Origin of the sequence: Massilia polaris (assembly GCF_012927275.1) — a bacterium.
In the GTDB taxonomy this organism is placed as follows: domain Bacteria; phylum Pseudomonadota; class Gammaproteobacteria; order Burkholderiales; family Burkholderiaceae_D; genus Telluria_A; species Telluria_A polaris.
In genome coordinates this window covers 21180-42535 of record NZ_JABBGG010000002.1, presented here as the reverse complement: position 1 = coordinate 42535, position 21356 = coordinate 21180, and the positions used below count along the sequence as shown (strand labels likewise).

At 64.4% G+C, this 21356-nt stretch carries 20 protein-coding genes and 1 riboswitch; of the genes, 11 read left to right on the top strand and 9 right to left on the bottom strand.

What is annotated here, in order from left to right:
• Window positions 1-2 precede the first annotated feature (2 nt).
• From HHL21_RS03960 to HHL21_RS03950, 3 genes are all read right to left on the bottom strand, one after another.
• Window positions 3-665 (bottom strand): DUF484 family protein, encoded by a 663-nt coding sequence (locus tag HHL21_RS03960; protein WP_169463976.1) that lies wholly within the window; start codon window positions 663-665, stop codon window positions 3-5.
• A 120-nt stretch (window positions 666-785) separates the two neighbouring features.
• Entirely contained in the window at window positions 786-2057 is a 1272-nt protein-coding gene (locus tag HHL21_RS03955) for a porin (RefSeq protein WP_169463975.1), read from the bottom strand.
• A 243-nt stretch (window positions 2058-2300) separates the two neighbouring features.
• Window positions 2301-3347 carry a porin gene (locus tag HHL21_RS03950; RefSeq protein WP_169463974.1) on the bottom strand — a complete coding sequence of 349 codons (1047 nt, stop codon included), beginning with the start codon at window positions 3345-3347 and terminating at the stop codon, window positions 2301-2303.
• A 356-nt stretch (window positions 3348-3703) separates the two neighbouring features.
• On the opposite strand from HHL21_RS03950, the gene HHL21_RS03945 reads away from it, so the two are divergent.
• Window positions 3704-5212, top strand: a complete 1509-nt coding sequence (locus HHL21_RS03945; RefSeq protein WP_169463973.1) for a tetratricopeptide repeat protein — start codon at window positions 3704-3706, stop codon at window positions 5210-5212.
• A gap of 9 nt (window positions 5213-5221) precedes the next feature.
• Here HHL21_RS03945 and dapF read toward each other — a convergent pair whose 3' ends face one another.
• The 3 genes from dapF to HHL21_RS03930 are packed head-to-tail and all read right to left on the bottom strand — an operon-like array spanning window position 5222 to window position 7825.
• The gene (gene dapF, locus HHL21_RS03940) at window positions 5222-6073 is read right to left on the bottom strand and encodes a diaminopimelate epimerase (RefSeq protein WP_169463972.1); all 852 of its coding nucleotides are present in this window, start codon (window positions 6071-6073) and stop codon (window positions 5222-5224) included.
• A 25-nt stretch (window positions 6074-6098) separates the two neighbouring features.
• On the bottom strand, window positions 6099-6977 hold the full coding sequence (locus tag HHL21_RS03935) for a lysophospholipid acyltransferase family protein (RefSeq protein ID WP_169463971.1): 879 nt from the start codon (window positions 6975-6977) through the stop codon (window positions 6099-6101).
• Entirely contained in the window at window positions 6974-7825 is an 852-nt protein-coding gene (locus HHL21_RS03930) for a lysophospholipid acyltransferase family protein (RefSeq protein ID WP_169463970.1), read from the bottom strand. The genes HHL21_RS03935 and HHL21_RS03930 overlap by 4 nt, the downstream gene beginning before the upstream one ends.
• 188 nt (window positions 7826-8013) lie before the next feature.
• Between HHL21_RS03930 and metK the strand changes: the two genes are divergently transcribed.
• The 4 genes from metK to metF all read left to right on the top strand — a co-directional run bounded on the left by metK (window position 8014) and on the right by metF (window position 12162).
• Window positions 8014-9177, top strand: a complete 1164-nt coding sequence (gene metK / locus HHL21_RS03925; protein ID WP_169463969.1) for a methionine adenosyltransferase — start codon at window positions 8014-8016, stop codon at window positions 9175-9177.
• 195 nt (window positions 9178-9372) lie between these two features.
• Window positions 9373-9440, top strand: a riboswitch (S-adenosyl-L-homocysteine riboswitch).
• 26 nt (window positions 9441-9466) lie between these two features.
• The gene (gene ahcY, locus HHL21_RS03920; RefSeq protein WP_169463968.1) at window positions 9467-10891 is read left to right on the top strand and encodes an adenosylhomocysteinase; all 1425 of its coding nucleotides are present in this window, start codon (window positions 9467-9469) and stop codon (window positions 10889-10891) included.
• A 97-nt stretch (window positions 10892-10988) separates the two neighbouring features.
• A complete protein-coding gene (locus tag HHL21_RS03915) occupies window positions 10989-11342 on the top strand; it encodes a phage holin family protein (RefSeq protein ID WP_169463967.1) in 354 nt (117 codons plus the stop codon).
• A complete protein-coding gene (metF, locus tag HHL21_RS03910; protein WP_169463966.1) occupies window positions 11329-12162 on the top strand; it encodes a methylenetetrahydrofolate reductase [NAD(P)H] in 834 nt (277 codons plus the stop codon). Before HHL21_RS03915 ends, metF begins: the two co-directional genes overlap by 14 nt.
• On the opposite strand, the gene HHL21_RS03905 is transcribed toward metF, so the two are convergent.
• Window positions 12159-12680, bottom strand: coding sequence for a 5-formyltetrahydrofolate cyclo-ligase (locus HHL21_RS03905; RefSeq protein WP_229496001.1), 522 nt, complete (start codon window positions 12678-12680; stop codon window positions 12159-12161). The genes metF and HHL21_RS03905 overlap by 4 nt on opposite strands.
• A gap of 127 nt (window positions 12681-12807) precedes the next feature.
• Between HHL21_RS03905 and HHL21_RS03900 the strand changes: the two genes are divergently transcribed.
• The 6 genes from HHL21_RS03900 (at window position 12808) to HHL21_RS03875 (ending at window position 20149) form a co-directional block, all read left to right on the top strand.
• On the top strand, window positions 12808-14763 hold the full coding sequence (locus HHL21_RS03900; RefSeq protein ID WP_229496098.1) for a lytic transglycosylase domain-containing protein: 1956 nt from the start codon (window positions 12808-12810) through the stop codon (window positions 14761-14763).
• 73 nt (window positions 14764-14836) lie between these two features.
• Complete coding sequence (locus HHL21_RS03895) at window positions 14837-15799, top strand: complex I NDUFA9 subunit family protein (protein WP_169464380.1); 963 nt, start codon at window positions 14837-14839, stop codon at window positions 15797-15799.
• A gap of 33 nt (window positions 15800-15832) precedes the next feature.
• Window positions 15833-16549 carry a glutathione S-transferase family protein gene (locus tag HHL21_RS03890; protein ID WP_169463964.1) on the top strand — a complete coding sequence of 239 codons (717 nt, stop codon included), beginning with the start codon at window positions 15833-15835 and terminating at the stop codon, window positions 16547-16549.
• Window positions 16550-16554: 5 nt separating this feature from the next.
• A complete protein-coding gene (locus HHL21_RS03885; RefSeq protein WP_169463963.1) occupies window positions 16555-17796 on the top strand; it encodes a multifunctional CCA addition/repair protein in 1242 nt (413 codons plus the stop codon).
• 81 nt (window positions 17797-17877) lie between these two features.
• A complete protein-coding gene (locus HHL21_RS03880) occupies window positions 17878-19428 on the top strand; it encodes a DAHL domain-containing protein (protein WP_169463962.1) in 1551 nt (516 codons plus the stop codon).
• Window positions 19429-19471: 43 nt separating this feature from the next.
• Entirely contained in the window at window positions 19472-20149 is a 678-nt protein-coding gene (locus HHL21_RS03875; RefSeq protein WP_169463961.1) for a GNAT family N-acetyltransferase, read from the top strand.
• A gap of 65 nt (window positions 20150-20214) precedes the next feature.
• Here the strand turns inward: HHL21_RS03875 and HHL21_RS03870 are convergent, their stop codons facing one another.
• Together HHL21_RS03870 and HHL21_RS03865 are read right to left on the bottom strand one after the other, a co-directional pair.
• Window positions 20215-20775, bottom strand: a complete 561-nt coding sequence (locus HHL21_RS03870; RefSeq protein ID WP_169463960.1) for a hypothetical protein — start codon at window positions 20773-20775, stop codon at window positions 20215-20217.
• Window positions 20776-20817: 42 nt separating this feature from the next.
• Window positions 20818-21327, bottom strand: coding sequence for an Lrp/AsnC family transcriptional regulator (locus tag HHL21_RS03865; protein WP_169463959.1), 510 nt, complete (start codon window positions 21325-21327; stop codon window positions 20818-20820).
• Between the last annotated feature and the right edge of the window lie 29 nt (window positions 21328-21356).

The following is a 21356-nucleotide window of genomic DNA, read 5'->3' as shown; positions in this document are numbered from 1 at the left end:
GATCAGGCGCGCAGCGCTTCCAGCGCGGCGCTGGCGGTTTCGCCGATGTGCGTGAGGAAATCGGTCGCCATCGCCGAGGTGAAGCGTTCAGGATCGGCCGAACCCATGATCAGCAGGCCGAAGGCGCCCGCGCTGGTGCGCAGCGGCAGGATCACGGCCGATTGCACGGCGGCGGCGTCGTCCAGCCAGCGCACCGCTTCGAAGTCGTGGTTGCTGCCGCAATAAGGCGCCTGCAGGCTGTTGGCGAAGATGCGGGCGTCGTCCGACACGCCTTCGGCGAACCAGCTGGCCTCATGCTGCGGGTCGAGGTTCCACAGACGCAAGGTGGCTTGCGGCACGCCGAAATGTTCTTTCAGGCCGTCGACCAGCACGCGCGGCAGCTCGCTGCCGTTGCGCGCACACAGCAGCGACGCGGTCCAGCCGTGGAAGCGGTTGGCGATCGCGGCATTTTCCTCGGCGGTACGGACCAGCTCGGACATGCGCAGCTCAAGCATCTTGTACTTGTCGCGCATCACTTCCATCTGGCGTTCCTGCAGCGACACCGTCTTGCCGGTCAGGTGGCTCGACAGTTTTACCTTGGCCAGCAGGCCGGCATGTTCTTCGAAGAAGTGTGGGTTGTCGGCCAGGAAGCTGGCGACGTCTGCGGAGTCCAGTGAAGCGGTCATTGAGGTCATGTGGTCGGGGGGAGACGCAATTCTAACCGACAGCCGCGCCTTGGCAGTGAAAACATTCAGGCAATAAAAAAAAGACGTCCGAAGACGTCTTTTCGTGGCGCTGCCGGCAGATCAGAAGCGGTGACGGATGCCGACCTGGAAGGTGCGGCTGTCGTCGCCTGGCACCTTGGTGAAGCCGCCTGGCGAACCGGAAACGCCTGGCGTGTACTGGCCGTCGTTCTGGTTCTTGATGTTGGCGACGACGGTGTAGACGTCGGTGCGCTTCGACAGGTTGTAGTCGTAGCCCAGTGCGATCAGGGTCGCATCGCTGTTCGACGCGGTGTGGTCGTTCTGGCGTGCTGCCGATGCCATGATGCGGCCTGCGCCCATCCTGTAGTGCGCGCCCAGCTGGTAGCTGGTCGCATCAACCTGGCTGTTGCGGGTGATGTTGGTCACGAACACGTTGCGCAGCGCGGTGGCGGTTGGCGCACCCAGTGGCGCCAGGGTTGGCGCGATGCTGGTGTCCCATGCGCCGATGTAGTCGCGCAGCAGGGCCGAGTTCATGTTCTTCTGGTCGTGCCAGCCGGCGAAGAACTTGAACGCGCCGGTGGTGAACGAGCCGCCCACGGTGGTGCTCACCAGGCTGGTGCGGTCCATCCAGTCGTAGCCGCGGTTGTGGCCGATGCCGACGTCGAAGCCGTTCGCCTTGTAGGTGACCGCGCCACCGTAGAACTTGTTGTAGCGGCCCAGGTAACCGGACTGCTTGCCGCCGTACATCAGCGAGCCGCCGAAGCCGGCTGGGGTCGCGATGCGGTACTGGACCGACTTCTGCGAGCGGATGTCCGCGCCCAGCGCGGTGAAGCCGGCCGAACCGCCGGTGATGCCGCCCCAGGTGCCTGCGGTGCCGGTTTCGAATGCGTCGGCAGCGGCGAATACTTCGTAGCCAGGGGTGTACATGCGGCCCAGCAGGATCGCGCCGACCGGGGTGATCAGGCCAACCATCGCGGTACGGTCGAACAGTGCCTTTTCAGGGTTCACTGCGGCGCCGCCTTTTGGCTGGATTGCATTACGGATGCCTGCCAGCAGGGTCGGCGGCAGTGCGCCCATGCCCTTGGTCAGGTACAGGCCTGGATTGTCGGTGATCAGGGTCGGGGTCTGGGTGCCGGTGTCGAGTTCGACGCGCGCTTCCAGGTTGAAGATCGCCTTGTATCCACCGCCGATGTCTTCGGTACCTTTGAAGCCGATGCGCGAGCCGTCAGCACCGCCACTGAAGATGCGGGCCGACTCGCCCTTGGTCTTCGTGATGCCAGCGTCGGCAATACCATAGATCTGGACGCTGGACTGTGCCATGACGGGGGCTGCGAAACAGGTAGCGATAACACCAGCGATTAATTTTGTTTTCATTGCGTCTCCAAGAGGATAATTGTGTAAAACGAACGCGCGTACTAAATTCGTTTAGTCCAATATGCCATCGTTCAACATTCTTGTACAGAAAGTGAGCTCGGCCGGATTATACGGGTTGCGAAAATGACACAGTTGAGATTGTGGCGCATCCGCAACGCGGATGTGCCGAGGGCGAAGCAGGGTTACCCCTTGCTTCGCCCCCGGATCCGGCTGGCAGGGCTTGCGCCCCGCCGGCTGGTGTCATCAGAATGCGTGGTTCACGCCAACTGCGTAGTGCTTGATGCTCGAAGGAACGGTCGGGCCCTTCTTGTTCGATGCATCGAAGTACAGGTAGGTGCGCTTCGACAGGCTGTACTCGTAGCCGATCGAGAACTGCTTGGTCTTGGCGACGCCGTCAGGCGTCTTCCGGCCATAACCGATCAGGACTTTGCCTGCGCCCATGGTGTAGTTCGCGCCAACGACCCACGAATCGGTCTCCGGGTTCACCAGGCGGGTGTGCTCCTGGTCTTGCGCGGTGTACGACGCCATCAGTTTCAGTGCCGGGGTAGCCATCACCGAACCTGCGATCGACCACAGTTCCGATTCAACCGCGTTGCGCTCGGCTGCCAGCATCATTGCCACCGGGCCGTTCTTGTAGGTTGCCGATACCGAGTATGGGTTGGCCGATGCGTTGGCGCCGGCGGCGTACTGCGGTGCGGTGTCGGTGCCGCGGCCGATGATCTTTGCACTCTGGTTGCCTTCTTTGGTGGCGACGGTGGTGTTGATCTGGAAACCGCCGATGTCAGGCGAGTTGTAGAACAGCGCGTTCGAGAAGCGGTTGGTCGAGTTGCCGACCAGGCCGAGCGGGTCGGAGGTGTAGCCAGCGACGGTCAGGTCGGTCTGGAAGCCAGCTGGGCTAGGAACGCCGTGGAATGGCTCGAACTGGGTGCTGGTTTCCTGGAACGCGGTCAGGCCACGGCCGATGCGGACCATACCGAAGCCGCCCTGCAGGCCGACGCGGCTCTGACCCTGGAACAGCGGACGCTGGATACCGCCGGCGCCCTGCTCGATCGTGCCGGTGTCCGGCTCGTAGCGAATTTCAAGTTGGAACAGCGCCTTCAGACCGTTGCCCAAGTCTTCCGTACCTTTGAATCCCAGCGTGTTGTTTGCGCGCTTGCCAATCGCCATCGACTGGTCGGTGCGCTTGATGAAGCCTGCGTCGACCGTACCGTAGATTTGAACTGCTGATTGCGCTTGTGCAACACCGGCGAACGAGCCTAAAAGTGCCAGGGCCAAAAGTGATTTTTTCATGTAGCTGTCCTCAGAAAAGTAATGCGCTTGGATAATGGGCAGGTGTCCGGAAAATCGCCTTTGACAAGCCGGCACTGCTTCATAATGTTGTTGTTCCAGTTAATTATGCGGTCTAGTTTTATTTTGACGGCAATAAATTAGTGTCTCTGTTGTATTTTTGAAACGCGGAAACTATGACAGGCCGGCAATGAGGTTCCGCCTGTAAGTATCGCGTAAGTTTCAATCTTATTAGGGTTTGCGCAACATCAAAAGAGACGCTGTTTCGGCCATTTTTCGCGGGATGCTGTCATAGACTTGCCTGCTTGCGCCGACTGTGATGCAAATGGCGCCCGATCAATTCAACGACACCGGCACCGATGGCAAATCGCGAAGAACTGGCAATCATCCGGGGCGCGCGCGGCGGCAATGCTGCGGCCCAGCTCGAGCTCGGCAAGCGCTACCTGTTCGGCAGCACCGGCCTGCCCAGGAGCCTGCCGACCGCGTTGCACTGGCTCGAGCGCGCAGCCCAGCAGGAGTGCCGCGAGGCGTGCGAACTGATCGGCGCCCACATCCCGATCGAGCTGGCCAGCCTCAGCCTGCGCCCGCTGGCCCCCTGGTATGAGCGTGCCCATGACGCCGGCGGCTTGCGCGCCGGCATCGTGTACGCCCAGCTGGTCCTGGCCGACGCAGGCGTCGAGCAGGCCGTACGCGTCAAGGCGCTGCGCGCGCTGGAAGCGGCGGCCGATGGCGGTTTTGGGGAAGCCGCCCAGTTGCTGTCGCACCATCGGCGCGCCCGGACGGGCGCTGCGGCCCCGCCTTCGCCGGCCCCGGCCGCGCCGAAGCCGCTTGCCATTCCTGCCGCCGCATCCAGCATTCCGCTGATCGACGCCGCATGGCAGGCGCGCGACTGGCACGCCTGGCTCGCCGTGGCGTTGCCGCTGGCCCGGGCGCTGGTGGCCGCCAGTGCCGAACCCGGCCGGCTGCGCGCGCGCCTGGACCCGGGCGATGTGCTGCTGCTGTCGCGCTGCGCGCAGCTGCTGGACGCCGGCGCGCTGGAGCATGCGGCCGGCGCCGACGAGTTGCGGCGTTTCTGGGAGCTGGCCGCCGCCGAAAACGACCGCGAGGCCCAGCTTGCGATGGGATTGGGGTGGGCGCGCATGCGGCTCGACGGCCAGCGCACCACGCCGGGGTCCGGCTCGGCCAATTTCCGCGAGGCGATCCGCTGGCTGGCGCTGGCAGGCGAGCAGGGCCTGGCCGAAGCCTGGTACGCGCTGTCGCGCATCTACATCAAGCCCGAGTTCTCACAGCGCAACGTCAGCGTGGCCCAGCGCTACCTGGAACGGGCCGCGGGCATGGGTTACCGCGAGGCCCAGCTTGAATGCGGCAACAATGCCTGGCGCGCGCGCCGCGAGAACGAAAGCAACGACGTGCGCGCCGTGTACTGGCTGCAGAAAGCGGCGGCGCAAGGCTGCACCGAAGCGCGCGCGGCGCTGGACAGGATCGCGCCACGCGAACCGGGGCGGCTGCCCGGACGGCAGGCATTGTCGGGCAGTCACCCGCTGCTGGCGGCAAGGCTGGAGCTGGCCGGCTTGTTCGGCCTGAGCCGCGCGGAGGCGCTGCTGCTCGACGTCGCCAGGGCTGATTGCGGGCACTGCATGGTGATCGACATCCGCAGCAGCTACCGGCGCAGCAAGCGCCGGCTGGTGATGGTGGAGACGGCGCGCGAGCGCGAGGCGCTCGACCGGATCGTCAAGGTGTTCGACGGAATCGATGGCGGCCCGGGCGGGCCGGAGGGAAATTACCGGCAGCGGCTGTACCGCCTGAAGACGGCGGCGCCGGATGCCTGCCTCGATAGCGAGGTGGCGCGGTTCGAGATGGCGGCGTAATCCGCTCCGTTACAGCTCGACCTCGCCCTCGAACACGGTGACAGCCGGTCCGGACAGGAACACCGATTGCCCCAGCCCTTCCCACGCAACAGACAGGTCGCCACCGCGAGCGCTGACGCGCACCGGCGAATCGAGCAGCCCGCGCCGGATTCCCGCAACCACGGCCGCGCAGGCGCCGGTTCCGCATGCCAGCGTTTCGCCAGCGCCGCGTTCATGCACGCGCAGGCGGATGTGGTGGCGGTCGAGCACCTGCATGAAACCCGCGTTCACACGCGCCGGGAAGCGCGCGTGATGCTCGATCAGCGGGCCGATTTCCCCCACCGGCGCGGTGTCGACGTTGTCGACCACCTGCACCGCGTGCGGGTTGCCCATCGAAACCACGGAAACGAAGACCGTCTTGCCTGCCACCTCCAGCGGCCAGGCCGGGTCGTCGCCCTCCGCCCAGCCGGACAGGTGGGCAGCGTCGAACGGCACTTCGGACGGATCGAGGCGCGGCGCGCCCATGTCCACCGTGATGCTGCCGTCCGCTTCAAGGCGCGGCGCGATGACGCCCTTCATGGTCTCGACCCGGATGCTGGTCTTGTCCGTCAGGCCCTTGTCGGTGACGAACTTGACGAAGGCGCGCGCCCCATTGCCGCATTGTTCGACTTCGCTGCCGTCATTGTTGAAGATGCGGTACTTGAAATCGCAGCCTTCAGCCGACGGTTTTTGCACGACCAGGATCTGGTCGGCGCCGATGCCGAAACGGCGGTCGGCCAGGCGCTGCCATTGTGCAGGGCTCAGTTCGATCGGCGCGGCGGTCGCATCGATGACGATGAAGTCGTTGCCCGCGCCATGCATTTTGGTGAATTTGAGTTTCATGGGAATCAGTATAAACCGATGGCGCTTAAGCGACGGGGGCGGCGTACGGCGATGCTTCGCCTTCAGGGCGCGTCTTGTAGCGCTTGTGGGTCCAGAAATACTCGGCCGGCGCCTCGCGCACGCGCTCTTCGATAAACGCGTTCATGCGGCGCGCCGCGCTCACCATGTCGTCGCCGGGATAGTTTTCCCACGCCGGATAGAAGGTGACCTTCCAGCCCGAGTAGTCGGGCAGGAAGGTGGCCACCACCGGGACGACCGAGGCGCCGGTGCTTGCCGCGATCCGTCCCGGCGCCGTCAGGGTGGCGGCGGGGGTGCCGAAGAAATCGACAAACGCCGAATCCTTCTCGCCGAAATCCATGTCCGGCAGCATGAAGTAGGGCAGGTGGTCGCGCATCGCGCGGATGATCGGCTTGACGCCTTCCTTGCGCGAGAACAGTTTCACCGGGCGAAAGCGCGAGCGGCCCGCGCGCAGCACATCGTCGAAGGCCTTGTTCTTTTGCTGCACATAAATCGAGCACAGGCTGGTTTCAAGCATCACGGCCACGCCGGCCACGTCGAGGCAGACGAAGTGCGGGCATAGCAGGATGGTGGGGCCGGCCTGGATCTGTTCGAGCGGCACGCGCGGCTCGACCTTGATCAGGCGGCGCAGGCGCGCTTCCGGCGCCCACCACAGGATCGCGCGCTCCCAGATGCTGCGGGAATAGGCCTGGAAGTGCTGGCGCGCCAGCGACACGCGCTGCGGTTCCGACAGCTCAGGCATCGCCAGGCGTAGATTGGTCAAGGTGATATGACGGCGCTTGCCCAGCACCATGAACAGCAGCGAACCCACGAGCTTGCCGATGCGCCCCAGAATTGGCAGTGGCAGCCAGTGAAGCAGCCACATCAAACCCAGCATCAACCTCATGCAGCCACCTGCGCATCCGGCCCGGGTACGCCTTCGGGCTGCTTGTAGCGGTTGTAGCTCCAGAAATACTGTGACGGGCAACGCGCGATCAGCTGCTCCATTGCCTGGTTGACGGCGTGCGCCTGGTCGGCCACGCTGCCTTCGAGCGAGCCGGTGAACGGCACGAAACGCACAATGTAACCGCGGCCGCCCGGCCGGCGCTCGGCGTACGTCAGGATCACTTCCGGGGCGCCGATCCTGGCCAGCTTGGCAGGCAGGGTCATCGTGTACGCGGTGCGGCCGAAGAAGGGCGCCCAGACGCCTTCGCCTTCCTGCGGCACCTGGTCGGGCAAGATGCCGATCGGCTCGCCCCGTTTCAGGCACTTGGCGAGGATGCGCACGCCCGACATGTTGGCTGGCGCAAGATGCAGGTTGTGGCGCGCGCGGGCGCCTTCGATCAGCGGTTTCAGCGCCGCATTTTTGGGTGGCCGGTACATCACGGTGAGTTTGGTGCGCAGCGCGATTTGCTGCGCGGTGATTTCGAAGCAGCCCAGGTGTGGCGTCAGGAACACAATGCCGCGGCCGCTGGCCAGCACCGAAGCGACGTATTCATAGTTCTCTTCAGTGGCGTGCGCGGCGACGCGCTCCGGTTTCGCGCACCACACGAACGGCAACTCGACGATGGCTTTGCCCGACTCGGCAATGGCCTGTTTCAGGTGGCTGCCGAAGCCGGCGGCCTCGAGGTTGCCGCGCAGGCGGCGGCGGTACGACGGCGCCAACAAATAGACGAGCCAACCCAGCGCTGCGCCGAGGAAATGCAGGACAGGCAGGGGGAGGGCGGACAACAGGCGGAATAGGAAAACAAGCATGAAATATTGATCGAAGTTCAAGAAAAGCTGGTTGCTCAAGCCAAAAAATCGCAAGCAGCGTAAAATACCACTTTAAGCTGGATCCGCCGAGTTAATAGACAACTTGCGAAGCGGAATATAAATGTCGCTAAAGCGTCGCAGGAACAATTGGTACTGCGACATGTTCAACAGTATCAGGAGCTTCCTTCATGTCTTACGACTATCTCTTCACCTCCGAATCCGTTTCGGAAGGGCATCCCGACAAAGTCGCGGACCAAATTTCCGACGCCATCCTTGACGCCATCCTCGAGCAGGATCCGAAAGCGCGCGTGGCCGCCGAAACCCTCTGCAACACCGGTCTCGTCGTGCTGGCAGGCGAAATCACCACCCACGCAAACGTGGATTATATTCAAGTTGCGCGCGAGACCATCAAGCGCATCGGTTACGACAACACCGAATACGGCATCGACTACAAGGGTTGCGCCGTATTGGTGGCCTACGACAAGCAGTCGCCCGACATCGCCCAGGGCGTCGACGAAGGCGCCGGCATCGACCTCGACCAGGGCGCGGGCGACCAGGGCCTGATGTTCGGCTACGCTTGCGACGAAACCGCGGAACTGATGCCAGCGGCGATCCACTACGCGCACCGCCTCGTCGAGCGCCAGTCGCAACTGCGCAAGGACGGCCGCCTGCCATGGCTGCGTCCGGATGCGAAGTCGCAGGTCACGCTGCGTTACGTCAACGGCCGCCCGGTTGGCGTCGACACCGTCGTGCTGTCGACCCAGCACGCGCCGGAAGTTTCGCACTCGCAGATCGAAGAAGCGGTGATCGAAGAGATCATCAAGAAGGTACTGCCGGCTGAATGGCTGAACGGCACCCGCTACCTGGTCAACCCGACCGGCCGCTTCGTCATCGGCGGCCCGCAGGGCGACTGCGGCCTGACCGGCCGCAAGATCATCGTCGACACCTACGGCGGCGCAGCGCCGCACGGCGGCGGCGCGTTCTCGGGCAAGGACCCGTCGAAGGTCGACCGTTCGGCAGCGTACGCGGCGCGTTATGTCGCCAAGAACGTCGTCGCAGCCGGCCTGGCGCGCCAGTGCCAGGTACAGGTCAGCTACGCGATCGGCGTGGCGCGTCCGATCAACATCACCGTGTACACCGAAGGCACCGGCGTGATCTCCGACGAGAAGATCGCCGCGCTGGTGATGGAACATTTCGACCTGCGTCCGAAAGGCATCGTCCAGATGCTCGACCTGCTGCGCCCGATCTACCAGAAGAGCGCTGCTTACGGCCACTTCGGCCGCGAAGAGCCGGAATTCACCTGGGAGCGCACCGACAAGGCCGCGCTGCTGCGGGCTGAAGCGGGTCTGTAACCACTAACCGCAAGACTGTCGTTTCCGGCATTGCCGGAAACGACTTCCCGCGAAAGCGGGAATCCATGCTGAGTATCCGTATGCGGCTCAGTATGGGTTCCCGCACTGCGCGGGAACGACGCTTGTCAGCATAGATGGTGTCTCCCGCATCGCACAATTCGCTGGCGATAAACCATCAAAACCGCTACACTGTTTCGTTCCGAGGAGCGTTGCGACGAATTTATTTCGCCAGGCTCGGAGTCTTCAAACTGCGCTCACGTTACTTTTTTCTAACTGAAAGGAGGGCGTGATGAACGCCGTACTCAAAGATTTGCAGGACTACCACATCGCCGACATCTCCCTGGCCGCCTGGGGCGACAAGGAAATCAAGATCGCTGAAACCGAAATGCCTGGCCTGATGGCAATCCGTGAGGAATTCGCCGCCGCCCAGCCGCTCAAGGGCGCACGCATCACCGGTTCGCTGCACATGACCATCCAGACCGCCGTACTGATCCAGACGCTGGAAGCGCTGGGCGCACAAGTACGTTGGGCTTCGTGCAACATCTACTCGACCCAGGACCACGCCGCCGCCGCCATCGCCGCCGCCGGAACCCCGGTGTTTGCCGTCAAGGGCGAGACCCTGGACGAATACTGGGATTACACCCACCGCATCTTCGCATGGCCAGCCGACGCATCGGGCCCGGTCTACTCGAACATGATCCTCGACGACGGCGGCGACGCCACCCTGCTGCTGCACCTCGGCGCGCGCGCCGAAGCGGACATCTCGGTGCTGAACAATCCAGGCTCGGAAGAGGAAATCTGCCTGTTCAACTCGATCAAGCAGCACCTCGCCGTCGACGCCCACTGGTACTCGAAGCGCCTGCCGCACATCCTCGGCGTGACCGAAGAGACCACCACCGGCGTGCACCGCCTGTACCAGATGCACAAGGACGGCAAGCTGGCGTTCCCTGCAATTAACGTCAACGACTCCGTCACCAAGTCGAAGTTCGACAACCTGTACGGCTGCCGCGAGTCGCTGGTCGACGGTATCAAGCGCGCAACCGACGTGATGATCGCCGGTAAAGTCGCGGTCATCGCCGGTTACGGCGACGTCGGCAAGGGCTCGGCCCAGGCCATGCGCGCGCTGTCGGCCCAGGTGTGGGTCACCGAAATCGATCCGATCTGCGCACTGCAGGCGGCGATGGAAGGCTACCGCGTCGTCACGATGGATTACGCAGCCGAGCACGGCGACATCTTCGTCACCTGCACCGGCAACTATCACATCCTGACCGAGAAGCACATGCTGGCCATGAAGGACCAGGCCATCGTCTGCAACATCGGCCACTTCGACAACGAGATCGATGTCGCCGCACTGAAGAAGTATCAGTGGGACAACATCAAGCCGCAGGTCGACCACGTGATTTTCCCGTCGGGCAAGCGCATCATCCTGCTGGCCGAAGGCCGCCTGGTGAACCTCGGCTGCGGTACCGGCCACCCGTCGTACGTGATGAGCTCGTCGTTCGCGAACCAGACGATCGCCCAGATCGAGCTGTACGCCAACACCGCCAACTACCCGGTCGGCGTGTACGTGCTGCCGAAGCACCTCGATGAGAAGGTTGCGCGCCTGCAGCTCAAAAAGCTCAACGCCCAGCTGACCGAGCTGACCGAAGAGCAGGCCGCTTACATCAACGTCAGCAAGCAAGGCCCTTACAAGCCTGAACACTACCGCTACTAAGCTTGTCGCCGCCCGGCCTCGCCATCGCGGGGCCGGCTTGTTGTACAGTTGACGTTCCTTAATCCTTCGATGAGCGGGGCTTGCCCCGTACCTTCCCATGCGCCTATTGTTGACCTGGTTGATCAATGCGGCAGCCCTGTTTGCGCTGCCTTTCCTGATGAGCTCCGTAACCGTAACCAACATTGGCGCGGCGCTGGTCGCCGCGCTCGTGCTGGGACTGGTGAATACCCTCGTGCGTCCGGTCTTGGTGCTGCTGACCTTGCCCGTGACCCTGGTGTCGCTCGGGTTGTTCCTGCTCGTCATTAATGCATTGTTGTTCTGGGGCGTGGCGCACCTGATCGACGGTTTCCATGTCGAAGGGTTCTGGTCGGCTTTCCTGGCTGCGATCCTGTACAGCGTCATCTCATGGGCGCTGTCTACCTTACTCCTCAAAAACAATGGAAACGCATAATTTCAGTATCGAATTCTTCCCGCCGAAGACGGCGGAAGGCGCTGAGAAGCTGCGCGTCGTGCGCGAGAAACTCGCGCTGCTGAATCCGAAGTATTTTTCGGTGACCTTCGGCGCCGGCGGCAGCACCCAGCAGGGCACGCTCGATACCGTGCTCGAAATCAAGCAGGCCGGCTACGTGGCCGCGCCCCACCTGTCCTGTGTCGGCGGCACCCGCGAATCGATCCGCGCGATCCTCCAGCAGTTCAAGGAAAACGGCATCGACCGCCTGGTCGCGCTGCGCGGCGACCTGCCGAGCGGCTACGGCGGCGGCGGCGAATTCCGCTACGCCAATGAGCTGGTCGAGTTCATCCGCGCCGAAACGGGCGACTGGTTTCACATCGAAGTGGCGGCCTATCCGGAAGTGCATCCTCAGGCGCGTTCGCCGCAGGACGACATGCAGAACTTCGCGCGCAAGGTCAAGGCCGGCGCGAACGCGGCGATCACCCAGTATTTCTACAATGCCGACGCCTACTTCGCCTTCATGGACGAGGCGCGCAAGCTGGGCGTGGATGTGCCGGTGGTGGCGGGCATCATGCCGATCACCAACTACACGCAGCTGATGCGCTTTTCCGACATGTGCGGCGCCGAGATCCCGCGCTGGGTGCGCCTGAAGCTGGCCAGCTACGGCGACGACAGCGCGTCGATCAAAGCCTTCGGCCTCGACGTGGTCAGCCAGATGTGCGAGCGCCTGCTGAAGGGGGGCGCACCTGGCCTGCACTTCTACAGCATGAACCAGGCGGTGGCCACCACCGCGCTGTGGGAGCGCATCGCCGGCCGCTAAACCTGTTCGGTGATGATCAGGTCGAGCGCGACATCGTGCGGGTCGTCGGCGAAGCACGCCGCGGCCAGCGCGTAGGCGATGCCGAGGGTGAGGGGGCGCGGATGCGGCGCCAATGTGCGGTCGTAGTAGCCGCCCCCGTAGCCCAGGCGGTAGCCGTGCCGGTTGAATCCCAGGCACGGAATCATCAAGGTGCGAGGGCGTTCGACGTGGCGCAGCCGTAGCGGCACCGCGACCCCCATGCGGTCGCGCAGCATTTCTTCTCCCGGCTCCCAGTGCGCAAATCCCAGCGGTGCATCTTTTTCGTGCACCACCGGCAGCGCCAGCCGCACGCCGGCCCGCGCCAGTTCGATGTACGCCGGACGCAGGTCCGGCTCCCCGGCCAGCGGCCAGTACACCCCGATTTCTCCAGGCCTTTCCGTGTCCCACCACGCCAGTACATTGGCGCAGATCTGCGCGTCCCAATGCTGTTTTTGCGCCGGGTCGAGCGCGCGCCGCGCCGCCAACAGCTGCTTGCGCAAGGCCGCCTTTTCGCCAGGCGAAATGACTGTTGTTTCGCCGGTCGTGCAGGCTGGTAAGGCTTTGCTATCGCGTGGTACTCTTGATTCGCCGGTCATGTGTTCACTGAAGTTTCGTTGAGAGTTGAGTTTGACATACCTGTCGAAATTGTTCGCCGGCGCCCTGCTTGCCGCTTCCTGCCTGACTTCAGCTGTCGCCCAGGCGAGCGAGGGAGCCGCGGTTGCGCGCGCCGACGAGGACACCTTCATGCTGCTGCGCGAGGCCTCGCGCCAGGGTGACGCCGCCAAGGCCACGGCCTACGCGTCGCGCCTGCCGAACCACGAGTTCGCCCCCTACGTTGAATATTATCGTCTGAAACCGCAGCTGCGCACCGCTTCCTCGACGGAAGTGCTGGGTTTCCTCACGCGCCACAACGGCAGCGCCATCGCCGAGCGCATGCGCATCGACTGGCTGCTTGAACTTGGCCGCGCGCGCGACTGGAACAATTTCGACCAGCAGCTGCCCCTGCTGCTCTCCAACGACGACCTCCAGCTCAAATGCTATGCCCTGATGTCGCGCATGGCCAAAGGCGAAAACGTCGCCGCCGATGCGCGCGAGCTGCTGATCCAGCCGCCAGCCTACGGCGACGCCTGCGCCGCGCTGATCGCCGGGCTGGCGCAGTCGGGCCAGTTCAGCGCCGATGACCTGCTGCTCCAGCTGCGGCTGGCCGGTGAGATGGACGCCACCGGGCCGTCGCGCCGCACCGCGCTGCTGCTGGGCGCGTCCGACACCCGCGCCGCGCGGGCGGTCGACGTGCCGGCGCTGGCGATGGCGCGCGGCGTCGGCGACACGCGCGCGGACAAGGCGATCTATCTGGTCGCGTTGTCGCGCATGGCGCGCACCAGCCACAAACTGGCGATCGTCGCGCTCGAAAGGAACGCGCCAAAACTGGACAGCACCGAGCTGGCGATCGGCTGGGCCGGCATCGCGCACGCAGCTTCGCTCGCGCTCGACCCGGACGCCTACACATACTGGCAGAAGGCGGCGGCCGCGCCGCTGACCAACGAGCAGTTCCAGTGGAAGACCCGCATCGCGCTGCGCCGGCTCGATTGGAAAACCGTCGCCGACACTATCAACGCGATGCCGCCGCACCTGCGCAGCGACCCCGCCTGGGCCTACTGGCTGGCGCGTGCGATGCAGGCCGCCGGCAACGGCGCCAGGAATCCTGAAGCGCTGGCGCTGTACCAGCGCATCGCCGACCGCAACCACTTCTACGGCCAGCTCGCGCTCGAAGAGCTGGGCAAGCAAATCTCGATTCCGCCGGCGCCGCCGCCCCTGGCTGCGGCCGAACTCGCTGCCATCGAAGGCAACCAGGGACTGCAGCGCGCACTGCGCTTCTTCAGCCTGCGCCTGCGCGCGGAAGGCGCGCGCGAGTGGAATTGGGAGCTGCGCAAGTTCAGCGAGCGCGAGCTGCTGGCCGCCGCCGAATTCGCGCGCCGCCATGACATCCTCGACCGCATGGTGCAGACGTCCGAGCGCACCCGCACGATGTTCGACTACACCCAGCGCTTCCCGGCGCCGCACTACGACATCCTGCACCCGACCACGCAGGACCTCGGCCTCGACAAGGCCTGGGTGTATGGCCTGATCCGCCAGGAGTCGCGCTTCATCCTCGATGCGCGTTCCAGCGTGGGCGCCTCCGGCCTGATGCAGGTAATGCCGGGCACCGGCGACTACGTGGCGCGCAAGATCGGCCTGGGCGACTACGTCAAGGGCAAGCTGACCGACCTGCGCACCAACATCGTGCTGGGCGCGAATTACATGAACATGGTGCTGCAAGGGGCGGGCGGTTCGCAGCCGGTGGCCACCGCGGCCTACAACGCCGGCCCGGGACGCCCGCGCCGCTGGCGCGCCAACCTGTCGGAGCCGATGGAAGGCGCGATCTTCGCCGAGTCGATCCCGTTCACCGAAACCCGCATCTACGTCAAGAACGTGATGGCCAACGCCACCAACTACGCGGCGCTGTTCGACAACAAGCCGCAGTCGCTGAAGGCGCGCCTCGGCAACGTGATGCCGCCAGGGAAAGCAGGCGACACGCTGCCGTGATTTTGCCAAAGTGGTATTCTTGACCATAGTTCAAGCACCGAAGCATAACCAAAAGGGCGGACTCATGGCAGGCATGGAAGACATGGCAGTAGTAGTGTTTGGCGGCTCCGGCTTTATCGGCAGTCATCTGATAGCGCGCCTGTCGGAAGAAGGCGTCCGCATCATCGTCCCCACCCGGCGTGCCGAGCGCGCCCGGCACCTGACCTTCCTGCCGCGCGTCGAAGTGGTCGAAGCCGACATCGGCGATGACGCCACCTTGCGCCGCCTGCTGGCAGGGCGCGACGCCGCGATCAACCTGGTCGGGGTGCTTCATTCAAGCCGCGGCAGTCCTTACGGCCGCGAATTCGCCCACGCCCATGTCGAACTGCCGCGCCGCATCGTGGCCGCTTGCGCCGAGACGGGCGTCAATCGCTACCTGCACATGAGCGCACTTGGCGCCGACGCCGACGGCCCGTCGATGTACCAGCGCTCGAAAGCGGCCGGCGAAATCGCCGCGCGCGCCGAGCCGCAAGTCGCCGCCACCATCTTCCGCCCGTCGGTCGTGTTCGGGCCGGGCGACAACTTCCTCAACATGTTCGCGCGCCTGCAGAAGTTCCTGCCGGTGCTGCCCCTGGCCTGCGCCGACACCGACTTCCAGCCGGTGTTCGTGGGCGACGTCGCCGCCGCCTACACGCACGCGCTGGCGGACCCGAAATCGCGCCACCTCGTGTATGAGCTGGGCGGGCCCACCATCTACCCGCTGATCGAGCTGGTACGCATGGCCGGCCGCTACTCGCACCACCCGCGCCCGATCATCCGCTTGCCGCGCTCCCTGGCCTACCTGCAGGCGATGATCTTCGAAATGCTGCCCGGGACACCGCTGATCACCCGCGACAACCTCGACTCGATGAAGGTCGATAACGTGGTCGACCCGGCGATCCAGTCCTTGACAGCGTCGAACCTCGGCATCAAGCTCACGGCCATTGAAGCGGTGGCGCCGCACTACCTGTCGCCCTCGGAACCGTACGACCAGTACCGCGCCCGCGCCGGACGCTAAGCACACTTATCAACCACTCCACCCACATCGCCCATGCAAACCACCGAACTCGACCCGACCCTCTCGCAAACCCTTGACGACGCCCGCAAGGCCGGCCTCACCCTCGTCATCGGCAACAAGAACTACTCGTCGTGGTCGATGCGTCCGTGGGTCGCGATGACCGCGTTCGGCATCCCGTTCACCGAAGTACGGGTCCTGCTCGACAAGCCGGACACCGCCACCCGCATCGCCGAATACTCGGCGGCCGGCCGGGTTCCGGTGCTGGTGGCCGGCGAGATCACGATCTGGGACAGCCTGGCGATCTGCGAATACCTCGCCGAGCAGTTTCAGGAAAAGCACATGTGGCCGCAGGACGTGGCAGCGCGCGCGATGGCGCGTTCGGTGACCGCCGAAATGCACTCGGGCTTCTCCGACCTGCGCAACGCGATGACGATGAACATCCGCGCGCACCTGCCGGGCAAGGGCCGGACGCCGGGCACGCAGGGCGATATCGGCCGCATTTGCGAGATCTGGGAAGCGTGCCTGTCGCGCTTCGGCCACCACCAGTTCCTGTTCGGCGAGTTCTCGATTGCGGATGCATTCTACGCACCAGTCGTGATGCGCTTCCGTACCTACGGCGTGTCGCTCGCGCCGGCGCTGCAGGCCTACTGCGACCGCGTCGCCGCCCATCCTGCGGTAGCGCGCTGGGTCAGCGAAGCGCTTGCCGAAACCGAGACCGCCGACAAGCACGACCAGGAACTACCGAAGTAAGCGCGATGAAAACCTATATCGTCGGCGGCGCCGTGCGCGACGAGCTGCTGGGGCTCCCGGTGAAAGACCACGACTGGGTCGTGGTCGGCGCCACGCCTGAGGAGATGGTGGCCAACGGCTTCCGTCCCGTCGGCAAGGACTTCCCGGTGTTCCTGCATCCGCAAACCCAGGAAGAGTACGCACTCGCGCGCACCGAGCGCAAGACCGCGCCGGGCTACCGGGGCTTCGTGTTCCACACCTCGCCCGACGTCACGCTGGAAGACGACCTGGTGCGCCGCGACCTGACCGTCAACGCGATCGCGCGCGCCGAAGATGGGACGCTGACCGACCCGTTCGGCGGCCAGGACGACATCCGCCGCAAGGTGTTCCGCCACGTGTCCGGCGCGTTTGGCGAAGACCCGGTGCGCATCCTGCGCGTGGCGCGCTTTGCCGCGCGCTTCCCCGAATTTCGCGTCGCGCCCGAAACCAATGACCTGATGCGCAAGATGGTCGACGAGGGCGAGGCCGATGCGCTGGTACCTGAACGGGTGTGGCAGGAAGTCGCGCGCGGCCTGATGGAGCAAAGGCCGTCGCGCATGCTGGACGTGCTGCGCGAATGCGGCGCGCTGGCGCGCATCATGCCCGAGCTGGACAAGTTGTGGGGCGTGCCGCAGCCGCCGCTGCACCATCCGGAAATCGACACCGGGGTGCACATGATGATGGTGATCGACTATGCCGCCGACGCCGGCTACGAGCTCGAGGTGCGCTTCGCCGCGCTGATGCACGACCTTGGCAAAGGCATCACGCCGCTCGAAGCATGGCCCAGCCACCACGGCCACGAAGGACTGGGACTCAAGCTGATCGACCAATTGTGCCGCCGCCTGAAGGTGCCGAACGACTGCCGCGAACTCGCGATAATGACCGCGCGCGAACACGGCAACGTGTCGCGCGCTGAAATCCTGCGGCCGAACACCCTGGTGACGCTGTTCGAACGCTGCGATGCATTCCGCAAGCCGCAGCGCTTCGAGCAGATGCTGCGCGCTTCCGAATGCGACTTCCGCGGGCGCGGCAACGACCAGGTCAGCTTCCGCGACAAGCCCTTCCCGCAGGCGGCGCATTTGCTGCGCGCGCTGGGCGCCGCGCGCGCCGTCGATGCGGGCGCGGTCGCGCTGCGCTATGCCGAGCAGAAGCAGCGGATACCGCAGGCGGTGCATGCCGCCCGCGTCCTTGCGGTGCGTTCCGTATTGCGCTTGCCACACGGAAACTAATACTTACAAAGTCGCGTGTAGGGCGGCCATCAATCCTGATACTCTCTGAACTCGAGTTACCGCAACAGGGACGGAGGAACCATGCTGAGAACTTCGCGGCTTCGTCTTGCGGCCGCGGCGCTGCTGATCGCGCTGACTGCAATCCTCGGCTACCTGTACAACCGCACCCAGGCTGCCGACATCGACGCGCAAAACCGCGTGATGCTGAACCTGCGCGAGCTGGAAAAGCTTGACGCCGAGTGGACGGTCAACATCCTTCGCTCGCACATCGGGCTCGACACCGACTACGTGTCGCTGGCCGCGCCGCTGCCGCGCATGCGCGAGCTGCTGGCGCAGCTGTCCTCCGCACTGCCGATGGCGCGCGGACCGCGGGCCGAACGCGCCTACGGCGAAGTGGCCCGAGCGCTGCACGAGAAAACCGCGCTGGTCGAGCAGTTCAAGGCCCAGAACGCGGAACTGCGCAAATCGCTGATCTACTTCCCGCCCGCGGTCACTGAGCTCAAGAGCGACGTCACCGGCATTGGCGGCGCCACTGTCGCGGCGCCAAGGGTGCTGGCGCTGGATGCCGCGCTCAATGGGCTGCTCACCGATGTCCTGCGTTTCAACCTCGCGCCCGACGACGCGCTGGCGCGCCGCATCGAAACGGACATCGCGCTGACGATGCAGCACAAGAACGCCTTCTCGCCGGCGGTGCGCGAATCGGCCGAGGCCATCGTCGCCCACGCGCGCGTCATCCTGCGCAACCGGCTGCTCGAGAACCAGCTGGAAGCCCGCATCGCCGCGCTCGGCACCACCGAAGCGCTGGACCGGCTCGGGCGCCTGTTCGACAAAGCCTTCGACCAGGGCCAGATCGAAAAGCAGCGCTTCCGCACCTTCCTGTTCATTTACTCGGGCATCCTGCTGCTCCTGCTGATTTATGCCGCGCGGCGGCTGCGGCGCAGCTACACCATCATCGGTGTCGTCAACCGCAGCCTGCAAGCCGCGAACGAAACGCTGGAGCAGCGCGTCGCCCAGCGCACCGCCGAACTGGAAGCGCAATCGGCGCAGCTACAGCAGCTGGCGCTGCACGACAGCCTGACTGGCCTGATCAACTACGGCCAGCTCACGCGGCTGCTCGATCATGCGCTGGTGCGCGCCACCCGCCGCGGCACCATCGTGGTGGTGATGTTCATCGACCTTGACGGGTTCAAGGCGGTCAACGACACCTGGGGCCATGCGACCGGCGATTTGGTGCTCAAGGCGGTGGCGGAACGGGTGCAGGCCAGGCTGCGCAAGGAAGACGTGCTGGCACGCCTGGGCGGTGACGAATTCGTCATCCTGCTGGAAGAAGTGAGCGGGCGCGAAGGCGCCGAGAAAGTCGCGCAGCTGGCGTTGGCGGCGATCCGCGGCATCAAGGAAGCGGGCGGGCACCCGGTTGAAATCGCGGCCAGCATCGGCATCAGCGCCACCTGCGGCGACTGGGGCGTGGAAGGCGCCGCCGACGCGCTCCTCGCCGAAGCCGACCAGGCCATGTACCTCGCCAAGCAAGCCGGCAAATCGCGCTGGTCGCTCAGTCCCAAAGCACAGTGGGACTCCTGCCCCGACCCGCGCAGCATCGCGCGTTCTGGTGACGGACGCGCCCCGGCAGGGTAGAGTACGAGCTCGGAACAATAATTTGTCGAGCCGGGGGGGTGCGATGTTCAAGAATCCATTAAACCGTGAAGGCGATTCCGCTGGCGAGGCTGCGGGCGAAGAGCGCAAGGAGCGCAAGCGCACGGTGATGGTCAAGGAACTGCGCGAGCGCGACCGCCGCCGCATGCTCAAGCACTTCCTCGCGCTCGACGACAGCGACCGCCTGCTGCGCTTCGGCACCGTGCTGCCGGACGAACTGCTGGAATCGTATGTCGCTAAAATCGACTTCGAGCGCGACATGGTTTATGGCGTCTACAACCGCGTGTTCAGGCTGGTGGCGGTCGGCCACCTCGCGTTCGCCCCGAAAGAAAAATCTCCCGGCAAGGTCGTCACGACGAAGGAGCAGGTAGCGGAGTTTGGCGTATCGGTTTCGCGCTCGGCGCGTGGGCTGGGCATTGGCTCCAAGCTGTTCGAGCGCGCCGCCATCCACTGCCGTAACCGGGACGTCGACACGCTGTACATGCACTGCCTGTCATCGAACCAGGTCATGATGCGCATCGCACGCAAGGCCGGCATGGAAATCCAGCGCGAATACGGCGAAGCGGACGCCTACCTGCGGCTGCTGCCGGCGAACCCGGCCAGCATGCTGCAAGAAGCCTTGGAAGAACAGTTCGCGACGATCGATTACACCTGGAAAGCCAATGCCCGTGCCGCCGCGAAGTGGTTCAGCCCTAAGAAATAATCAACGTCAAACCGTAGGGCGGGTAAGCAAAGCGCACCCGCCGTTTTCGAGCCGCCGCCGCCGGACTACTCCCCGGCCTGCGGTTCCGCGAGCTGTTCGACGGCCTGCTTATACTGCCGCGAGTTCAGGATGCGCTCCATATAGCGAATCGGCCGACGCAACTTCATCGGCACCGAAATATCCGACAAACTTGCGTTCACCCCGCAATGATTCCAGCAAGTGGATCCGCTCGTCGTACTGACCCGGTCATTCAACGTGATTTCATCGGCTGACGGCGTGATGGTAAGTGTGCACCGCTCGCGCCCCTCGAAGCCCTCTTCCGGGTCACGGAAAACAAAGCTTGCGCCTTCATGCCTTGCCATGCCGTACAGCGAACATATGGGGCCGTTGTAGTAGTGGCGTCGTACGCGGAAGTAAATATGTTCATCGTTATAGCGGACGATCTCCAGGATGTTCTCCGCCGGGATGAACGTATCCTTCTTGCCGGTCTGATCCCCCGGCCCGATATGACCGTTCATGAAGCGTTCCTTGTAGACCCCTTGGATGTTCTTCATCGCTGGCGCAGGTGATGTGTCAGCAGCGGCGGCATGAACTGCAAATGCCATCAGAACCAGGAATGCTTTCATGCGGAACCTCCTTGGGTGGATCAGTTAAAAAGAACAATGTTGTCAGACAATAGGCAGCGCTGTCGTGTCCTTGATCCGCTGCAGCGCGAAGCTCGACTTGACGTCCGCCACCGCCGGGTGCGACAACAGCGTCTTCATCATGAAGCGCGAGAAGTGGTCCATGTCTTCCACGTGCACCCGCAGCAGGTAGTCCATCTCACCCGTCATCGCGTAACAGGCCACCACTTCCGGCCAATGCTCGACCGATTGGGCGAAGTCGGCGTGCGGCGATCCGGTCGGCCGCCGCGCACCGGCCGCGTTGGCCGCGACCTCGCTGTGCTTCTCGAGCCGTACGTTGACGTAGGCGAGCAGCCCCAGCCCGATCTTGGCCGGGTCGAGCAGCGCCACATATTGCCGGATCACCCCGGTTTCCTCCAGCCGCTTGATCCTCCGCAGGCACGGCGAGGGCGACAGGCTGACCTGGTCGGCCACGTCCTGGTTCGATAAGCGCCCGTCAGCTTGCAAGATGGCAAGAATTTTGCGATCTGTTTTATCGAGCTCGATTTTTGACATAAATCCTCCATTTAGTGCTTCTGTACGCA